The 17,569-nt window shown below is 65.9% G+C and carries 13 protein-coding genes; 6 read left to right on the plus strand and 7 right to left on the minus strand.

Translation table 11 applies throughout. The features are described 5' to 3' along the window. The first annotated feature begins 128 nt into the window (after nucleotides 1-128). The 3 genes from PQQ53_RS08295 to PQQ53_RS08305 all read left to right on the plus strand — a co-directional run bounded on the left by PQQ53_RS08295 (nucleotide 129) and on the right by PQQ53_RS08305 (nucleotide 3,003). Nucleotides 129-1,643, plus strand: a complete 1,515-nt coding sequence (locus PQQ53_RS08295; protein ID WP_408323636.1) for a gamma-glutamyl-gamma-aminobutyrate hydrolase family protein — start codon at nucleotides 129-131, stop codon at nucleotides 1,641-1,643. Between the two features lie 66 nt (nucleotides 1,644-1,709). Then, nucleotides 1,710-1,853: a hypothetical protein gene (locus PQQ53_RS08300; RefSeq protein WP_408140851.1), complete on the plus strand. Its 144-nt coding sequence runs from the start codon at nucleotides 1,710-1,712 to the stop codon at nucleotides 1,851-1,853. Between the two features lie 373 nt (nucleotides 1,854-2,226). Further along, complete coding sequence (locus tag PQQ53_RS08305) at nucleotides 2,227-3,003, plus strand: DUF2968 domain-containing protein (protein WP_408323637.1); 777 nt, start codon at nucleotides 2,227-2,229, stop codon at nucleotides 3,001-3,003. A 101-nt stretch (nucleotides 3,004-3,104) separates the two neighbouring features. Here the strand turns inward: PQQ53_RS08305 and PQQ53_RS08310 are convergent, their stop codons facing one another. Continuing rightward, a complete protein-coding gene (locus PQQ53_RS08310) occupies nucleotides 3,105-4,217 on the minus strand; it encodes a hypothetical protein (protein WP_408323638.1) in 1,113 nt (370 codons plus the stop codon). Nucleotides 4,218-4,525: 308 nt separating this feature from the next. Next, nucleotides 4,526-5,050, minus strand: a complete 525-nt coding sequence (locus PQQ53_RS08315; RefSeq protein WP_408323639.1) for a GNAT family N-acetyltransferase — start codon at nucleotides 5,048-5,050, stop codon at nucleotides 4,526-4,528. A 306-nt stretch (nucleotides 5,051-5,356) separates the two neighbouring features. Here PQQ53_RS08315 and PQQ53_RS08320 point away from each other — a divergent pair, with 306 nt between their 5' ends. After that, on the plus strand, nucleotides 5,357-6,658 hold the full coding sequence (locus PQQ53_RS08320) for an MFS transporter (protein WP_408140855.1): 1,302 nt from the start codon (nucleotides 5,357-5,359) through the stop codon (nucleotides 6,656-6,658). A 222-nt stretch (nucleotides 6,659-6,880) separates the two neighbouring features. Here the strand turns inward: PQQ53_RS08320 and PQQ53_RS08325 are convergent, their stop codons facing one another. Further along, entirely contained in the window at nucleotides 6,881-8,728 is a 1,848-nt protein-coding gene (locus PQQ53_RS08325) for a tetratricopeptide repeat protein (protein WP_408323640.1), read from the minus strand. A gap of 292 nt (nucleotides 8,729-9,020) precedes the next feature. Between PQQ53_RS08325 and PQQ53_RS08330 the strand changes: the two genes are divergently transcribed. Continuing rightward, entirely contained in the window at nucleotides 9,021-10,220 is a 1,200-nt protein-coding gene (locus tag PQQ53_RS08330) for a cation diffusion facilitator family transporter (protein ID WP_408323641.1), read from the plus strand. 192 nt (nucleotides 10,221-10,412) lie between these two features. Beyond that, nucleotides 10,413-12,137 (plus strand): FAD-dependent monooxygenase, encoded by a 1,725-nt coding sequence (locus PQQ53_RS08335; RefSeq protein WP_408152515.1) that lies wholly within the window; start codon nucleotides 10,413-10,415, stop codon nucleotides 12,135-12,137. Nucleotides 12,138-12,287: 150 nt separating this feature from the next. On the opposite strand, the gene PQQ53_RS08340 is transcribed toward PQQ53_RS08335, so the two are convergent. From PQQ53_RS08340 to PQQ53_RS08355, 4 genes are read right to left on the minus strand one after another with little or no spacing between them, the layout of a single operon-like run. Then, nucleotides 12,288-12,542 carry a formate dehydrogenase subunit delta gene (locus tag PQQ53_RS08340; RefSeq protein WP_408323642.1) on the minus strand — a complete coding sequence of 85 codons (255 nt, stop codon included), beginning with the start codon at nucleotides 12,540-12,542 and terminating at the stop codon, nucleotides 12,288-12,290. An 8-nt stretch (nucleotides 12,543-12,550) separates the two neighbouring features. Next, complete coding sequence (gene fdhF / locus PQQ53_RS08345; protein ID WP_408140861.1) at nucleotides 12,551-15,496, minus strand: formate dehydrogenase subunit alpha; 2,946 nt, start codon at nucleotides 15,494-15,496, stop codon at nucleotides 12,551-12,553. 14 nt (nucleotides 15,497-15,510) lie between these two features. Continuing rightward, a complete protein-coding gene (locus tag PQQ53_RS08350; RefSeq protein ID WP_408323643.1) occupies nucleotides 15,511-17,079 on the minus strand; it encodes a formate dehydrogenase beta subunit in 1,569 nt (522 codons plus the stop codon). Beyond that, nucleotides 17,076-17,561, minus strand: a complete 486-nt coding sequence (locus PQQ53_RS08355) for an NAD(P)H-dependent oxidoreductase subunit E (RefSeq protein ID WP_408323644.1) — start codon at nucleotides 17,559-17,561, stop codon at nucleotides 17,076-17,078. The genes PQQ53_RS08350 and PQQ53_RS08355 overlap by 4 nt, the downstream gene beginning before the upstream one ends. Between the last annotated feature and the right edge of the window lie 8 nt (nucleotides 17,562-17,569).

Here is a 17,569-nt window from a genome sequence, read left to right on the forward strand (position 1 = left end):
GCCCGCGAGTTCCGCCGGAGTACCCGCAACAATGTGAGCAATTGTGTGTGCGTTTGCGGGGCGTGCTGGGCTGGCGGATAATCAGGGCATATTCATTCGTTCGCGTGGAAGGCGCCTGTCTGACTGTCATGAGCGAAAATAAACCCGACAACGCCGGCAAGCCCGGCAGCCCATCGTCGCCTTCGGCGTCGCCAACGCCGGTGCCGCCGGAAGCGACGCCCGGCGCGTCGAAACCCGGCACCACGCCGCCCGAACCGGCGGCTTCGCTACCTCCCTCGCATGAAGATGCGATCCAGTCGCCGATGAAGGACGTGACGCCGGCTGCCGAAGAGGCGGCCGCGCGCTCGTCCACAGACGACCCCGAGAGCGCGTCGACCGTGACGCCCACCGATCCCCAAACAGCCCGCCAGCGTGATGCGGCCGAGGCGCGTAGTTCGGCCGCGGCATCGACGGCCAGGCAGGAAGCCGAAGTGCATGAGCGCGAGGCGCGCCATGCGGGCGCGCCTGCGGCGCAGCCCGGCATCATGAAAGGCACGAAGAGCGCGGCAGGCACGACAAACACCAGGAGCGCGCCGACCTTCGCGAGCAGCGCGCCGCTGGCCGGCGACTTGACCACGCCGGCCTCGACAACCGACGACAACGCCGCCGAACAGGCCGACACTTCCACCTCGCGCCCGGCCGGCGCGCCGCCGCCCGGCTTCGGCGCGGCGCCCGATTTCAGCGCGACCAATCCGCCGCCGCCCAATGCGCTGCCGCCGTCGCCGCCGCGTTATCTGAAGCAGAACGATTCGGCGTGGACCGTGTTCGGCCGCATCATCGCGGCGCGCGCGCGTCAGCTGTTCGATCGCGCGGGGCAGCGGATCACGCAGCGCACGCTGCGCATCGGCGTGTCGGCGCGCATCTTCCATCCGGAACCGGGCGCGAAAGGGCTGCGCGGCAAGACGCTGCAGTACCTCGAAGAATCGATCGCGCACTGGGTGATGTCGCGCGACGTGCTGGTGTTCATGATTCCGACGGTCGGTCATCAGGGCATGCTGCATCCGAGCAACATCCGCTTGCGTGACTATGCGAAGCATCTCGACGGCCTGCTGCTGCAAGGCGGCGCCGACGTTTCTCCGCAGACGTACGCGGAAGAGGCAACCAGCCACGAGTGGCCCGGCGACCGCGTGCGTGACATGTACGAGCTGGAATTGCTGCACGAGTTCGTCGAGTCGGGCAAACCGGTGCTGGGCGTGTGCCGCGGCTGTCAACTGATCAACGTGGCGTTCGGCGGCACCTTGTATCAGGACATCGCGACCGATGTTCCGACCGCGGGCGCGCACGTCAACGAGAACTACGATCAGCATCGGCACGGGATTCACTTTCCGGACGGCTCGACGCTGGTCAACATGTTCCCCGGCCGGCGCGACGCGATCGTCAACTCGATTCACCATCAGGCGGTGAAGACGCTCGGGCGCGATCTCAATATCGAGGCGGTGTCGGCGACGGACGGCATCATCGAAGCCGTGCGCTACCGGCGTGCGCCGTTCGTGATGGGGGTGCAGTGGCATCCGGAGTTTCATCGCGCGGGCGGCCCGGAGTTGCTCGATTGCACGCCGCTGCTCGATACGTTTTTGCGGGTAGCGCGGGAAACGCGGTTTTGACGATTTTTGCGTTTGCCGGGCTCGCGGTTTTGTGCGTGGCCTGGAAGGGGAGCGGGTGTCGGTTGGATGCTGTTTCCCGAAGTCAATCTGTTTGACGCACCGCCGCTTGATGCGGCGGTGCGCTTCGCGCGGCATTCGGTCCGCGCTATTTCCCTCCGTTTTCTTCTTGCGGTTTCCTCCTGCATTTTCCTGGCGGCTGGTGTTGCGTGACCTCGCGTGACTGATGCGATCACCCCGTGTTCGAGTTCGTCAGCCTCTCTTTGCCAGGACAATAAGGACTCCGATCATGGATCAATTTTGAGAGACGGCTCCCGCCATCTATCGCAATATTGAAACCCGCTCGCATTTGGATTCGTACAAATCCAATGGCAAGTTCGGAAACTTCTGCGCGAGATGGTTTGCTACGTTTTGGTCCTATCCTGAAGCGTTTATTTCCTGATTGCGCGCTTCGCTTGTCCGGATTCCTTCGCCGTCGATTTATCTCAATTTGAAGCCGTGTCAGGCGGCATTTGAGTGCTTCGCTTCACGGCAAATCCGCGCGATAATCTGCGGCTGTCTTGGGATCTGGATGGAGCAAGCAGGTATGAAGCATCTCTTAATAGTACGGCGTGCCATGCTGCTCGCGGTCTCATGCGCACTGCTGTCGCATGCCGGTTTGGCGCTCGCGGCGCAAAGCGAAGAGGCCGCGCTGATTGCGGGTATGCGGCCGGCAATCAGCGCGTTGACGCCGCAGCCTGACGGGGCCGCTCTCGCCGATGCGCGGGTGGACACACCGTCCGCATCGGACGCAGCGAACTCGGCCAGCGACGCGCAAGGCCACGTCGCCGAATTGATGCAGATGATTCACGACGCGAAGCTGAGCGAACTGCGCACCACATATAACGGCAGTTACGGCGCGAGTCTGTTCTTCTACCCGCAAGAGATGACGTACTACATCGCGTTATTTCAGGACAAACATTTCTGGCGCGTGATCAAGTCCGAGAACGTGGATCGCGCAGAAGCGATCTACGCGGGTTTTGCGCAGCAGACAGTGCAACTCGCAGATGTCGAAATTCGCCGTGTGCAGTTACAGGCGCAAAAGGCGTACATCGAAGACATCGTCGCGACGTCGCAGGATCGCGCGAAACGCTTGCAGGCCGATCTGGCTATCGCGCGTACGCAGCAGGCCAAGGTCAATGACTACCAGCGGCAAACGCAAGGCGAGGCGGTCACGTTGCACGCGGAAAAGGAACGCGCGCAGGCGCAGCTGCTTGCTGTACAGAACGAAGTGATGCAATTGCAGCGGCAGACGGAATTCGGTTTGCCGACGCAAAGTGGACTGCCGCCGCAAAGCGGATTGTCGAGCCGGAAGTCACGGTGAAATAGCGGCGTTGTGATCGGAATAAAGCCCGGCTACGAATGAGCAGCCGGGCTTTTTTTTCGCCGGTTTCTGCTGGCGGTGGGTGGCGGCACCTCGGCGCTTCACTTCGCGAATTGATCCGGAACCTCGGTCACGCGACGCTGCGACATGTGATTCATCCATTCCGTCCCGCTGCCGGCCGGCGAGTGGTTCGACGCAGCAGGATGGAACGGCGGCGCGATATCGCGCAGGTGCGTGGCGGCGGACATCTTCACGTCGGCGTATTCGTCGATGCCGAGTCGTGCTGGTGCGGACGGCGAGTAACTGCCCGCAATGGAAGGCGCGGGCGAGGTTCGTTGCGCGATCGGCGGGACGGTGAGGTGCTGCATCTCGTCGGCCATGGGTGCAACGAGTGATAGCGGATTTGCCGCTGTACTGCGCGTGAGATGAGCGCGTGTTTTCTCCCGCCGCCTGTCGGCCGCTTCGTGAAGCGTGTGGCGGCGTGAGACGGCATCGCTACTTGCGACACGCGGCGCCGCCACTGCTTGCGTTGCGCTGGACGCAGGCGCATAAGTGGAGCGGGCGGCTGAAGATGCACGCTCCGCATGCGCCGATGTCGCGCTTCGAGCCCACGCTTTAACTGCGCCACCGCCAGCAGGTTCCCGCGCAGTAACCGCAGCAGGCACGCGACGCTGCGCCGGGGGCGCAACGCGGTTGGCGGTTGCCGTGACCACGGGTTTCTCAACGGCGATCATCTGGCGATGCGCCAGATGATCGAACGCAATCCATGCGAGTAGCGCGGCGCCGCTGAGTGCGCATGCGCCACCCGCGAACGCTTTCCAATGTGGCGGAACACCACGCGACATGGACACGAACACAGGTCCCTCGACCATCGGCAGCGCGCCGGCCTCAGCGCCGCCATGCGGAGTTTCTTCGCGCGTAGGGTGAAACACCGTCGTCGCACGCGTCGCTGTTACTGTTGCAGTCGAAGCAACTGCGCCAGCAGCGCGCCGTGCATTCAGCGGCACCCATCTGCAAAACGACAGGATGGCCTGGTCGCTCATGCAGAAGGTACGCAGCACCGCTGCATAGAGCGCCTTGATTTCGGAGCGCCAGCTTTGACCCGGCGGAAGAAGCGTCCAGTCACGGCCGAAGGGCGTCGGCAGACGATCGAGCGGACGCAGGCGCGGCATCGCGATCGCGCCTTCGATCAGGGTGAACGGAATAGTGGACATCGGTCTGTTCCGGCGCCTCGTAATGGGGCCGCCCTTGGCGGCTGCGGGGATAGGTAGGGACTCAGGCGTGCGGCGATGCAGATAGAAACGCCTTGCATGCATACCGCACGTCGACGCGATCATCAGCAAGCCTATTCACGAGGAACACATGACCGGCTGCATACGCGCCAACCGGTCAAGCCCTCGACTACACGCGATGATGACGGGCCGTAGTCATACCGGAAATCAGACCGCTCCGAAAAATGGGGACACTGCGTCCCGGGCCTCGGCCGATCCAACCGCGACGGCCAGTCCCCGTGCTCGCCGTCTTATCGCTTCAAGCGGTACACGTAGCGCAGCGCGGTGATATCCACACCGCCCATATGATCCGGTTCGGCGCCGACGAACTGCCAGCCCTGCCGCTCATAGAATCCGATCGCCGGCGTGTTGCCTTCGAGCACGTACAGATACAACTGCGCCTCGCCTTGCGCGCGCGCCCAGTCTTCAGCGGCGCGCATCAGCAGCTTGCCGACACCGATGCCCTGATAGCCCGGCAGCGCATGCAGATTGTCGAGCAGCACGCCCCAGGTGGATTCCGGTTGCCGTTCGACGCAGACGAAACCGATCGGCTCGCCCGCCTGCTCGGCGATCAGCACGATGCGGCGTTCGCCGCCCGGCGCACCGAGCCGTGCTTCCCAATAAGCGGCGCGCTCGCGGGTGACTTCGCCATCGAGGAACGCGTCGGGCAGCAGGCCGCGATAAGTGGCTTGCCAACTGGCGCTGTGAATCGACGCGATCAGCGCGGCGTCGTCGATGGTGGCGGGGCGCAACGAAAGAGCGGGGAGGGTTCGCATCAGCTGATGATCAACGCAAGTGCAGGGGCCGAACAGTTTACCGCGATGAATGCCCGCATCGTTCGTAAGCAAACTGTATGCGTTTCACAACAGCGCCATCAACGGTAACATTACCTGGCGCGGCTTGCGCATGAGTCTCAAGGTTTGCCCTGATTCCGCGTCAATACATACACCTGGATAATGCTGCGCCCTCCGGCGCGGCCTTTCCTTACCGTTTGCCTGCGGCCTCCGTTTGCCTTTGCGCGGCGGATCGTTTCAACTGCCCGCCGTCATCGCGTCACGGCGACGGGCCTATTAGAGAATTTCATGTCCACAGCCTCTCCCACCCTTCCCGTTCAGGAAGAATCCAAGGTCAAGACAGTGTTCCGCGTCGTCAGCGGCAACTTTCTTGAGATGTACGACTTCATGGTCTACGGCTACTACGCCTCGGCGATCGCCAAGACCTACTTCCCCAGCGGCAACGAATTCGCGTCGCTGATGCTGGCGCTGTCGGTGTTCGGCGCGGGCTTCCTGATGCGGCCGATCGGCGCGATCGTGCTGGGCGCCTATATCGATCATCACGGCCGCCGCAAAGGCCTGATCCTCACGCTCGGCCTGATGGCGCTCGGCACGCTCACGGTCGCATCGATACCGGGCTACGCGACCATCGGCCTCGTCGCGCCGGTGCTCGTGCTGCTTGGCCGGCTATTGCAGGGCTTCTCCGCCGGGGTCGAACTGGGCGGCGTGTCCGTGTATCTGTCGGAGATCGCGACCAAGGGCAACAAGGGCTTCTATTGCTCGTGGCAGTCGGGCAGCCAGCAGGTCGCCGTGGTGTTCGCCGCGCTGATCGGCGTGACGCTGAACAAGCTGCTGCCCGCCGACCAGATGACGGCCTGGGGCTGGCGCGTGCCGTTCCTGATCGGCTGCCTGATCGTGCCGTTCCTGTTCATCATCCGCCGTTCGCTGAAGGAAACCGAGGAGTTCAAGGCGCGCAAGCATCGTCCGAGCATGAGCGAGATCATGAAGTCGATGGCCACCAACTGGGGCATCGTGCTGGGCGGCATGGGCATGGTCATCATGACCACGGTGTCGTTCTACATGATCACCGCGTACACGCCGACCTTCGGCAAGGAAGTGCTGAAGCTGTCGGCCATCGACACGCTCGTCGTCACCGTCTGCGTGGGGCTGTCGAACCTGGTCTGGCTGCCGGTCGCGGGCGCGCTGTCGGATCGCATCGGCCGCCGTCCGGTGCTGCTCGCGTTCACGATCCTGACGATCGTCACCGCATATCCGGCGCTGCAATGGCTGGTCGCCGAGCCGTCGTTCGCGCGCCTGCTGGCGGTCCAGTTGTGGCTGTCGTTCCTGTACGGCAGCTATAACGGCGCGATGGTGGTGGCGCTGACCGAGGTGATGCCGGTCGAAGTGCGCACCGCGGGCTTCTCGCTCGCGTACAGCCTGGCGACGACGGTCGGCGGCTTCACGCCGGCGATCGCGACACTGCTGATTCACGTCACGAACAACAAGGCGGCGCCGGGTCTGGTCCTCGGCGTGGCGGCGATCTGCGGCTTGATCGCGACGCTGTTTCTGTATCGGACGCCGGAGTCGCGCAATCAGTATCGGGCGGCTTGAGGTTTCGCGGCCGCGCTGCGGTTGCACGGGTTAAAGAAAAACCCCGCGTTCGTGAGAACGCGGGGTTTTTTATTGCTGAACGTGACGGGGTGCCTGCAATGCAGTGCTGTTCTGCGGGTTGCCTGCTGCCGGTGGCTTGCGGTGCGGTGCCGCGCTTTGCATGCGTCCCTGCGTGCCCGGTGCCCCCACGCGGCTCGCGGCTCGCGTCCAACACTGCGCGCGCTAGCCTTTGCGCAACTCGCTCGCCACCACATCGACGACTTCGTCCCATGCGCCGGGCCGTGGCTGACGTACGAGGGTCGCGCCCGGATACCACGGGCTGCGCGCCTCGCCCTCGAACCAGCGCCAATCCGCCGCGAACGGCAGCATCAGCCAGAGCGGCTTCCGCAATGCGCCGACGAGGTGAGCGATGGACGTGTCGATCGACACCACCGCGTCGAGCCGCCCGATGATCGCCGCGGTGTCCGCGAAGTCGCCGATCCGCGCGTCGAACCGATGGATCGATGCCGCGCGCGGATGCGCGTCGAGCGTCGCGCGTTCGTCGGCGCTCAGATCGGGCTGCAGCACGATCCAGTCGATGCCGTCGAGCGCGAACAGCGGTTCGAGCGCGGCGAGCGGCATCGAACGCGTTTCGTTCTGCTGGATGCGTCCCGACCACGCGAGGCCGATCTTGCGTTTGGCCTGGCCGCCGAGCGAGCCGCGCCACTTGCGGCCGTATGCGGGAGGCACGTCGAGATAAGGCGTGCGGGCCGGGATGGTGTCGAAGCTCGTGCCGAGCGCGAGCGGCAGACTCAGCAGCGGGCATTGCAGATCGGCGGCAGGGCGCGGCGCGCCCTGGGCGATCAGCGTCACGCGCCAGGCCTGCGCGGCGGGCGCGAGCAAGGGCAGCAATGGCGGCTGCACTTCGAGCACCACGCGCGCAGCACGCTGCGCGGCGAGCGGGACGAAGCGCACGAACTGCAGCGTATCGCCGAAACCCTGCTCGGCGTGGATCAGCAGCGTGCGTTGTTTGATCGGCTCGCCGTGCCAGCGCGGCAGCGTCTGGATGACCGGCTGCGCGACGGTCTGCAGCCGCCATTCGTATTCCGGCAGCCCGCGTGCGAAGTCGCGCAGGGTGAGCCACGCGAGCGCGCGGTTCATGTGCGCCGAGGCGAGGTCGGGGCGCAGGCGCAGCGCCTGATCGAACGCGCGCACGGCTCGCGCGGGCGCGCCGAGCGCCTGATGCGCGGTGCCCAGACTCAGCCACGCGAGCGCGAATTGCGGATCGAGGCCGACGGAGCGTTCCAGATACGGCAGCGCCTGCGCGTGGCGTCCGAGTGCCGCGAGCGCGTTGCCCATCCCGTAGATGGCGGGCGGCAGGTTCGGCTGGAAGCTCAGCGCGGCCTCGAACGACGCGACCGCTTCGGCATGGCGACCGGTGGCGTCGAATGTATTGGCAAGGTTGAAGTGCGCGGCGACGAAGCGCGGCTCGGCGGCGAGTGCCGCCTGGAAGCAGGGGATCGCCTCGTTCGCGCGGCCCAGCGCGTTCAGCGCCATGCCCATGTTGTTGAGCGCGCCGGCATGGCCGGGGCGCAGTTCGAGCGCGCGCCGGAACGACGCGATGGCTTCCGGGTGGCGCCCGAGCGCGTGCAGCGCGTTGCCGAGATTGTTGTGCGACGACGCGTCGTCCGGTTGCAGGCGCAGCGACCGTTCGAACGCGTCGGCGGCGTCTTCGTGACGACCCTGCGACGCGTACGCGTTGCCGAGGTTGTAGTGCGCCATCGGGAAGGACGGCGCGAGCGTCAGCGCGTTGCGGAACTGTTCGATCGCGTCGTCGATCTGGCCGAGCGCCTTCAGCGCGTTGCCGAGATTCAGCTGCAGCGCGGCGTCTTCCGGGCGCAGGTTCACCGCGCGCCGCACGAGTGCGGCGGCTTCGGCGTGCTGGCCTTGCTGATGGCGCAGGACGCCCAGCAGGTGCAGCGCGTCGACGTGCGTGGGATTGCCGTCGAGCGTCGCGCGGTAGCCGCGTTCGGCGTCGTCGAGGCGGCCGTCACGATGCGCCGCGAAAGCGCGGTCAAATACAGGTTGCATGACGGGGGATGGCATTCGGGTGAGGCAGAGGCCGCATTTTCCCACACTCGCCGGACCGCGCTCCGGTTTGACCGGTTTGCTTACCCTCTATAGCATCTGGATACCTGTGCATGGGTTTTGCTGCGATGCATCGACTCGAGGTGTGCGTGGCGGATTTTTCGGCGGGTTGCGGCGCGGCTTTCGTGCCGGGTTTGTGTCTGCGCCGGCCGGTGGCGCGGAGCGTACGGCCGCGACCGGCGTGCCCGCTGGTTGGGTTGCTTCGCCTGCCCGGCGACTATTCTCTGGATATGTCATGAAGAACAACGATTCGGTGGGTCTGGGGGATGAAGGACTCGCGCAGGAGCGGAGCACGTGTGGATCTGCGCATGTCGCCGGTGCGCGTCGGCGGGACGGGGCGGACGGCCTTCGTGATGAAAACGGTGAGGGTGGTGCCCGCGCCGGGAACGTCCAGGGCGGCGACCCCGGCAGCGCGCATAGCGGTCACGCGCATGGCGATCACAACCACAGTGATCACAATCACACGGACCACGATCACAGCGACCCCGGCCAGACCAGCAACACTCACGGCAACCACACCCACGCCGGCCACGACCATCACCACCACATCCCCGCCGCGGGCCATGGCCGCGCCTTCGCCATCGCCGTCGCGCTGAACATCGCGATCGTCGTGATTCAGGCGATCTACGGCGTGCTCGCGCATTCCACCGCGCTGCTCGCCGACGCGGGCCACAACCTCTCCGACGTCCTCGGCCTGCTGCTCGCATGGGGCGCGGCATGGCTCGCCACACGTCGTCCCTCGGCACGCTATACGTTCGGCTACGGCAGTTCGTCGATCCTCGCCTCGCTCGTCAACGCGGGGCTGCTGCTGTTCGCGTGCGGCGTGATCGTCGCCGAGGCGATCGGGCGCCTGATGAACCCGGCGCCGGTGGCCGGGCTCGCGGTGTTCGTCGTCGCGACCGTGGGCGTGGTGGTGAACGGTGTGTCCGCGTGGCTCTTCATGCGCGGCCAGAAGGACGACCTCAACATTCGCGGCGCCTTCCTGCACATGGCCGCCGATGCCGGCATCTCGGCGGCGGTCGCGGTGAGCGGCCTCGTGATTCTCTACACCCGCTGGCTCTGGCTCGATCCGCTGATGAGCCTTGTCGTGGTCGCGGTCGTGGTGGCGGGCACCTGGCGCCTGTTGCGCGATTCGCTGCGCCTCGCGCTCGACGCCGTGCCGCCCGGCATCGATCTGCAACGCATCCGCGAATATCTGGCCGCGCAACCCGGCGTGGTCGACGTGCACGACCTGCACGTGTGGGCGCTGTCGACTACCGGCAACGCGCTCAGCGCGCATCTGGTGATACCGGCGGGCCATCCCGGCGACGAGTCGCTCGACCGGATCGTCGGCGCGTTGCGCGAGCGTTTTTCGATGCAGCACGCGACGCTGCAAGTCGACCTCGGCACGACCGAGCATCGTTGCGCGCTCGACCACGCACCGCACGCGCATTGATTCAGGCTGTGTGCAACGGGGGGATGCGGCTGGACTGCGTCATGTAGAGCGATAGCGCAAAAAAGTCGCGCCGGGAACGTCATCGACAGAGCGCCGTCCGCCCCTTCCACAGCCTCCCGAATGACGCAGCGCACTGCCGCCCCCATTATCGGCGGCGTACACTAGAGTGCATTGTTGTCTCCGGAGTGCCGCATGGACGCTGCAGCCTACGACGCGTCGCCGGTGCTGATCGTCGGGGCGGGTCCCACCGGACTTGCCGCAGCGATGAGTCTCGCGCGTGCCCATATTCCCGTGCGTCTGATCGACAAAGCGATGCAGCCGAACCCGTATTCGCGGGCCATCGGCATTCAGGCGCGCACGCTCGAACTGCTCGAACAGCATCGGCTGATCGAACCGTTTCTCGAACTCGGTCATCGCGCGCGCATCGCCAATCTTTTTTCGAACGGCATGCGGCTCGCGCAACTCGATTTCGATCCGCTGCACACGCGCTATCCGTATCTGCTGTTTCTAGACCAGTCCGTGACCGAGCGCCTGCTCACCGAACATCTCGCCACCCTGGGCGTGACGATCGAGCGGGGCGTCGAGCTGACGATGTTCTCGCAGGGCTCCGCGAGCCTGCAGGCGACGCTGCGTCGGGCCGACGGCCACACCGAAACGATGCGCCCGTCATACATGATCGCCGCCGACGGCGCGCACAGCGCGATTCGTCATCGGCTGGGTCTGAGCTTCGAGGGCAAGACCTTCGAGCAGACCTTCCTGCTCGCCGATCTGCACGCCGAAACCGCGTGGCCCGATGACGAGTTCCACATCTTCGCGTCGGGCGAAGGCCTCGTCGCGCTGTTTCCGATGGGGCATGGCCGGCATCGGCTGATCGCGGATCATGCGATCGAACCGGCCGCGGTCGCCTCGCCTCCCACACCCGCAGTGCTCGGCGAGCCGCCGCTCGACCGGGTGCCCGCGCCATCGCTCGAACAATGCAAGGCGCTGATCGCGCGGCGCGTGCGTGAACGCGTCGACGTGTCGGATCTCGCGTGGTCCTCGTATTTCCATCTGAACAGCCGGATGGTGGAGCGGCTGCGCGTCGGGCGCATCTTCCTCGCCGGCGACGCCGCGCATGTGCACAGTCCGGCCGGCGCGCAAGGCATGAACACCGGCATTCAGGAAGCGTTCAATCTCGGCTGGAAGCTTGCGAGCGTGCTGAAAGGCGCGGCGCCGGACCGGCTGCTCGATACCTACCACCTCGAACGGCATCCGATCGAGCGCGACGTGCTGCGGCAGACCGGCTTCATCACGCAGATGGCCGAGGCCGATCACGGGCCGCTCAAGCTGCTGCGCGAACGCGCGATGCCGGTGCTCGCCGCGCTGGGTCCGCTGCGCGATGCCGCGCGCCTGACCATCAGCGAGTTGTCGATCCAGTACCGGCGTAGTCCGCTCACGCTCGAGCGGGTGCTCGACGGCGGCCCGCGCGCCGGCGAACGCGCGCCCGACGCGCTGGTGCATGTGGTCGACGGGCCGCTTGGGCGCGCGCCGGGTGTCGGCTGCATTTTCGATCTGCACGATCCGGCGTTCTTCTCGCTGTTCCTGCTGGTGCCGCCGCTGCCCGTCGACGATACGCCGCTCGATCCGGCCGCCAAACATGCGCCGCCGCCGGACCCGGAACTGGAGCGGCTCGCCGCCGAAGTCGAGCGCCTGCTGCCGGGCGCGGTGCGGATCTGGCGCATCACCGATACGACCGGCGACGGCGGGCCGGCGTTGTCCGAATCGTATGGACGCACGCGGCCGTCGTTCTATCTGGTGAGGCCGGATGGCTATATCGGTGCGCGCGGGCGCACCGGCTCAGATTTGCACGGCTTGCTGCGGCATTGCGAAGCGTGGTTCGCGGTAGGGGGCGAGATACCGGAACAGGCGGCGCTGTGAGGTGAGCCGTCGTTGGTTTTCCGCGTTCTTGCCAGGAAGAGATGGCAGAGCGTCGCGAAAGCAGCGGTGCGTGAAATGTGAGAGAGCGGAGAGCGAATCGTGAATTCGCCGCTGCCTGATCCGTCAAGCAGCGGCCACCGTCCAAACCACCTAAACCGTCGAAGCCGCCGCAGGCGTCAATTCCTCGCGATGCTTGACGAGCGCCTCCCTGACGAAGGCCGACAGCGCGATGCCGTCCGCATCCGGCGCCTCGTCGAGCGCTGCCAGCAGCGCGCGACGCATGCGCGGCTCCCAGAAGCGGTGAATATGATCGGCGACCCCGGTGAGCGCTTCTTCGTGGTCCGGCATCGACTCGAAGAAGTCGCCGATCCGGTTCGCCATGTCGATCAGGTTCTGAGTGTCCATCGCTCGCCTCACTTGCCCGATGTCGTATTGGCCAGCTCGCGCTGCTGCAGCAGATCGAGCTGCTCGCTGTTAAAGCGCGAGTAGTCCTGCTGCCATTGCGAAGGCTGTTCGACCGGCGTCACCTGGACCGCGGTCACCTTGTATTCCGGGCAGTTGGTCGCCCAGTCCGAGCTGTCGGTGGTGATCACGTTAGCGCCTGATTCGGGGAAGTGGAACGTCGTGTAGACCACACCCGGCTGCATGCGCTCGGTCACCTTCGCGCGCAACACGGTTTGTCCCGCGCGCGATTCGATGCCGACCCAGTCGTCGTTCCTGATACCGCGGTCCTCGGCGTCCTGCGGATGGATTTCGAGCCGGTCCTCGTCGTGCCAGCGCGAGTTCTCGGTGCGGCGCGTTTGCGCGCCCACGTTGTACTGCGACAGGATGCGGCCGGTCGTGAGCAGCAGCGGAAACTTGCGCGTGACTTTTTCCGGCGACGCAATGAACTTCGTGATCACGAAGCGGCCCTTGCCGCGCACGAAGGCATCGACGTGCATGGTCGGCGTGCCGTCCGGCGCGTTCTCGTTGCACGGCCACTGGATGCTGCCGAGTTCGTCGAGCTTCTGATACGACACGCCGTGGAAAGTCGGCGTGAGACGTGCGATCTCGTCCATGATCTGCGACGGATGCGTGTAGTCCATTTCATAACCGAGCGCGCGCGAGAGCAGGATCGTGGCTTCCCAGTCGGCGTAACCCGCAAGCGGCGGCATCACCTTACGCACGCGCGAGATGCGGCGCTCCGCATTGGTGAAGGTGCCGTCCTTTTCGAGGAACGACGAACCGGGCAGCAGCACGTGCGCATACTTGGCGGTCTCGTTGAGGAAGATGTCCTGCACGACGATGCATTCCATCGACTCCAGCGCCGCCGACACATGATGCGTGTTCGGGTCCGACTGCACGATGTCTTCGCCCTGGCAGTAGAGGCCCTTGAAGGTGCCGTGCACGGCGGCGTCGAACATGTTCGGAATGCGCAGGCCGGGTTCCGGCTGCAGCGTGACGTTCCAGGCGTCTTCGAACAGCGTGCGCGTGACCGTGTCGCTGATATGGCGATAGCCCGGCAGTTCGTGCGGGAACGAACCCATGTCGCACGAACCCTGCACATTGTTCTGGCCGCGCAGCGGATTCACGCCGACACCTTCGCGGCCGATATTGCCCGTTGCCATCGCAAGGTTGGCGATGCCCATCACCATCGTCGAACCTTGCGCGTGTTCGGTGACGCCCAGGCCGTAGTAGATCGCGGCATTGCCGCCCGTCGCATAGATGCGCGCGGCTTCGCGCACCTGCTGCGCCGGCACGCCAGTGATTGCCTCGGTGGCTTCCGGCGCATTCTCCGGCAGCGCGACGAAATCGCGCCATTGCCCGAACGCTCGGGTTTCGCAACGCTCGGCGATGAATGCTTCGTTCAGCAGACCTTCGGTGACGATCACATGCGCGAGCGCGTTGACGACGGCCACGTTGGTGCCCGGCCGCAATTGCAGATGATGCGACGCCTTCACGTGCGGCGTATCGACGACATCGATGCGCCGCGGATCGACGACGATCAGCTTCGCGCCTTCGCGCACGCGGCGCTTCATACGTGAGCCGAACACCGGGTGGCCGTCGGTCGGATTCGCGCCGATCACCATGATGACGTCGGCTTTATCGACCGACGCGAACGTCTGCGTGCCCGCCGATTCGCCGAGTGTCGTCTTCAGGCCATAGCCGGTCGGCGAGTGGCACACGCGCGCGCAGGTGTCGACGTTGTTGTTGCCGAACGCGGCGCGCACGAGCTTCTGGACGAGATAGGTTTCCTCGTTCGTGCAGCGCGACGACGTGATGCCGCCGATCGAATCGCGCCCGTGCTTCTCCTGGATGCGGCGGAATTCGGACGCGGCATAGCTGATCGCTTCTTCCCAGCTGACTTCACGCCACGGGTCGGTGATCTTCGCTCGGATCATCGGCTTCGTGATGCGGTCCTTGTGCGTCGCGTAGCCCCACGCGAAGCGGCCCTTCACGCAGGCGTGGCCTTCGTTGGCCTGGCCGTTCTTGTGCGGCACCATCCGCACGACCTGGTTGCCCTTCATCTCCGCCTTGAACGAGCAGCCGACGCCGCAATACGCGCAGGTGGTGACGACCGAATGCTCGGCCTGGCCGAGCATGATCACGGACTTCTCCTGCAGGGTCGCGGTCGGGCACGCGGCGACGCACGCGCCGCACGACACGCACTCCGAGTCCATGAACGGCTGGTTCTCACTGGCCGCCACGCGCGATTCGAAGCCGCGTGCGGCGATGGTCAGCGCGAACGTGCCTTGCGTTTCCTCGCACGCGCGCACGCAGCGATTGCAGACGATGCACTTCGACGGGTCGTAGGTGAAGTACGGGTTCGACTCGTCCTTCTTGTCCTTCAGGTGATTCGCGCCGTCGAAGCCGTAGCGCACTTCGCGCAGGCCGGTCACGCCCGCCATGTCCTGCAACTCGCAGTCGCCGTTGGCGGGGCAGGTGAGGCAGTCGAGCGGGTGGTCGGAAATGTACAGCTCCATCACGTTGCGGCGCAGCGACTGCAGACGCTCCGTTTGCGTGCGGACCTTCATACCCGCTTCGACCGGCGTCGTGCACGACGCGGGATAGCCGCGCTTGCCTTCGATTTCGACGAGACACAGCCGGCACGAGCCGAACGGTTCGAGCGAATCGGTCGCGCAGAGCTTCGGGACGTTGACGCCGGCTTCGGCGGCGGCGCGCATCACCGAAGTACCGGCGGGCACCGTGACCGCCTGGCCGTCGATTTCGAGCGTGACGTCGACGTCGGCGTGACGCGCGGGCGTGCCGTAGTCGGTGTCGTCGAGGAAGGAGCGGGTGGCGCGCTGCTGCGCCTGCGACTTGCACGCGCAGTTGCCTGAGCCGCAGCCGCCGGCGGGAGAGTTGATCATGTCGGACATGGTGAGCTCCTGGGTCAGGCCGCGGCCTTGGGCACGCTGTGGGTTACGTCGGCGAGACCGAAGTCTTCGGGGAAATGGTCGAGCGCGGACAGCACCGGGAACGGCGTCATGCCGCCCATCGCGCACAGCGAACCGGACACCATGGTGTCGCAGAGGTCGCGCAGCAACTGCACCTGGCGCGTGGATGTGTCGCCGTTGCGAATCCGGCCGATCACTTCGACGCCGCGCGTCGAGCCGATCCGGCACGGCGTGCACTTGCCGCACGATTCGATCGCGCAGAAGTGCATCGCGTATTGGGCGAGCTCGGCGAGATTCGACGTGTCGTCGTGCACGACGAGACCGCCGTGGCCGACCACCGCGCCGACCGCCGCATACGCCTCGTAGTCCATCGGAATGTCCCACTGGCTCTCGGGCAGATACGTGCCGAGCGGGCCGCCGACCTGCACGGCACGCGCCGGCCGGCCGCTTGCCGTACCGCCGCCGAAGTCGTAGAGCAGTTCGCGCAGCGTCACGCCGAACGCGAGCTCGACGAGGCCGCCTTGCCTGACGTTGCCGGCCAGCTGGAACGGCAGCGTGCCGCGCGAGCGGCCCATGCCGAAGTCTTTATAGAACGCCGCACCGCGCGCGAAGATGATCGGCACGGTGGCGAGCGTGATCACGTTGTTGATCACGCTCGGCTGGCCGAACAGGCCCGCGAGCGCCGGCACCGGCGGCTTCGCGCGCACGATGCCGCGCTTGCCTTCGAGCGATTCGAGCAGCGCGGTTTCCTCGCCGCAGACGTATGACCCGGCGCCTTTCGCGACGAACAGTTCGAAGCGATGCGCGCGCTCGCCGAGCACACTGTCGCCGAGCCAGCCGGCGGCGCGCGCGCGGGCGATGGCCGCTTCGAGCGTCGCGATCGAATGCGGATATTCGCTGCGCACATAGATGTAGCCGACTGTCGCGCCGGTCACGACGCCCGCGATGATCATGCCTTCGATCAGCATGTACGGATCGCTTTCCATCACGAGGCGATCGGAGAAGGTGCCCGAGTCGCCTTCGTCGGCATTGCAGACGATGTACTTTTGCGCCGCTTGCGCGCCGCGCACCGTGCGCCATTTGATGCCGGCCGGGAACGCGGCGCCGCCGCGCCCGCGCAGGCCGGATTCGATCAGCGCGGCGCAGGCGGCGTCGCCGTCGGTTTGCAGCGCCTGACGCAGGCCTTTGAGGCCGCCGTGCGCGACGTAGTCGTCGATCGACAGCGGATCGGTGATGCCGATGCGCGCGAAGGTCAGGCGCTGCTGTTTCTTCAGATACGGAATCTCGTCGATCACGCCGACGCGCCGCGCATGCGCGCCGCCCGCGACGAAGCCGGCGTCGAACAGCGCGGCCACATCGCCTGCCTCGACGTTGGCATAGCCGATGCGGCCTTCGGCGGTGGCGACTTCGACGAGCGGTTCGAGCCACAGCAGGCCGCGCGAACCGTTGCGCACCAGCTCGATCTCGATGCCGCGGCGCGCGGCTTCGGCTTCAATGGCCTGCGCCACGGCATCGGCGCCGAGCGCGAGCGCCGACGAATCGCGGGGAACGTAGATGCGCGTCATGCCGGCACCTCCACGCATTTGCTGGCGGCGGCGAAGAGCGCGTCGAATTTCTGTGGGGTGACCCTCGCGTGCAAGGTGCCGTTGACCATCATCGCCGGCGACAGCGCGCATTGACCGAGGCAATACACCGATTCCAGCTCCACCGTCGCGCCAGGCTGATGGCCAGCGTCGAAGCGGCAACCGGTATGCGCCTCGATGTGCTGCGCGAGCGCTTCGGTGCCCATGCTGCGGCACGCTTCCGCGCGGCACAGCTGCACGGTGACCGGCGCGGCGGGCTCGCTGCGGAAGTGATGGTAGTAGGTGATGACGCCGTGCACTTCGGCACGCGACAGGTTCAGCGCACGCGCGAGCGGCGCAACCGCGCCGGGCGGCACGTAGCCGAGTTCATCCTGAATCGCATGCAACACCGCAAGCAGCGACATACCCGGACGCGCGTGACGCTGCACGAGTTGATCCGGCACGATAGTGAGGGAATCAGTCAAAGGGGGCT

Source organism: Paraburkholderia strydomiana, from assembly GCF_046030495.1.
In the GTDB taxonomy this organism is placed as follows: domain Bacteria; phylum Pseudomonadota; class Gammaproteobacteria; order Burkholderiales; family Burkholderiaceae; genus Paraburkholderia; species Paraburkholderia strydomiana_A.

Coding starts and splice junctions, on each gene's coding strand:
- PQQ53_RS08295 (WP_408323636.1), top strand. CDS start 129: ATGAGCGAAAATAAACCCGACAACGCCGGCAAGCCCGGCAGCCCATCG.
- PQQ53_RS08300 (WP_408140851.1), top strand. CDS start 1,710: ATGCTGTTTCCCGAAGTCAATCTGTTTGACGCACCGCCGCTTGATGCG.
- PQQ53_RS08305 (WP_408323637.1), top strand. CDS start 2,227: ATGAAGCATCTCTTAATAGTACGGCGTGCCATGCTGCTCGCGGTCTCA.
- PQQ53_RS08310 (WP_408323638.1), bottom strand. CDS start 4,217: ATGTCCACTATTCCGTTCACCCTGATCGAAGGCGCGATCGCGATGCCG.
- PQQ53_RS08315 (WP_408323639.1), bottom strand. CDS start 5,050: ATGCGAACCCTCCCCGCTCTTTCGTTGCGCCCCGCCACCATCGACGAC.
- PQQ53_RS08320 (WP_408140855.1), top strand. CDS start 5,357: ATGTCCACAGCCTCTCCCACCCTTCCCGTTCAGGAAGAATCCAAGGTC.
- PQQ53_RS08325 (WP_408323640.1), bottom strand. CDS start 8,728: ATGCAACCTGTATTTGACCGCGCTTTCGCGGCGCATCGTGACGGCCGC.
- PQQ53_RS08330 (WP_408323641.1), top strand. CDS start 9,021: ATGAAGAACAACGATTCGGTGGGTCTGGGGGATGAAGGACTCGCGCAG.
- PQQ53_RS08335 (WP_408152515.1), top strand. CDS start 10,413: ATGGACGCTGCAGCCTACGACGCGTCGCCGGTGCTGATCGTCGGGGCG.
- PQQ53_RS08340 (WP_408323642.1), bottom strand. CDS start 12,542: ATGGACACTCAGAACCTGATCGACATGGCGAACCGGATCGGCGACTTC.
- fdhF (WP_408140861.1), bottom strand. CDS start 15,496: ATGTCCGACATGATCAACTCTCCCGCCGGCGGCTGCGGCTCAGGCAAC.
- PQQ53_RS08350 (WP_408323643.1), bottom strand. CDS start 17,079: ATGACGCGCATCTACGTTCCCCGCGATTCGTCGGCGCTCGCGCTCGGC.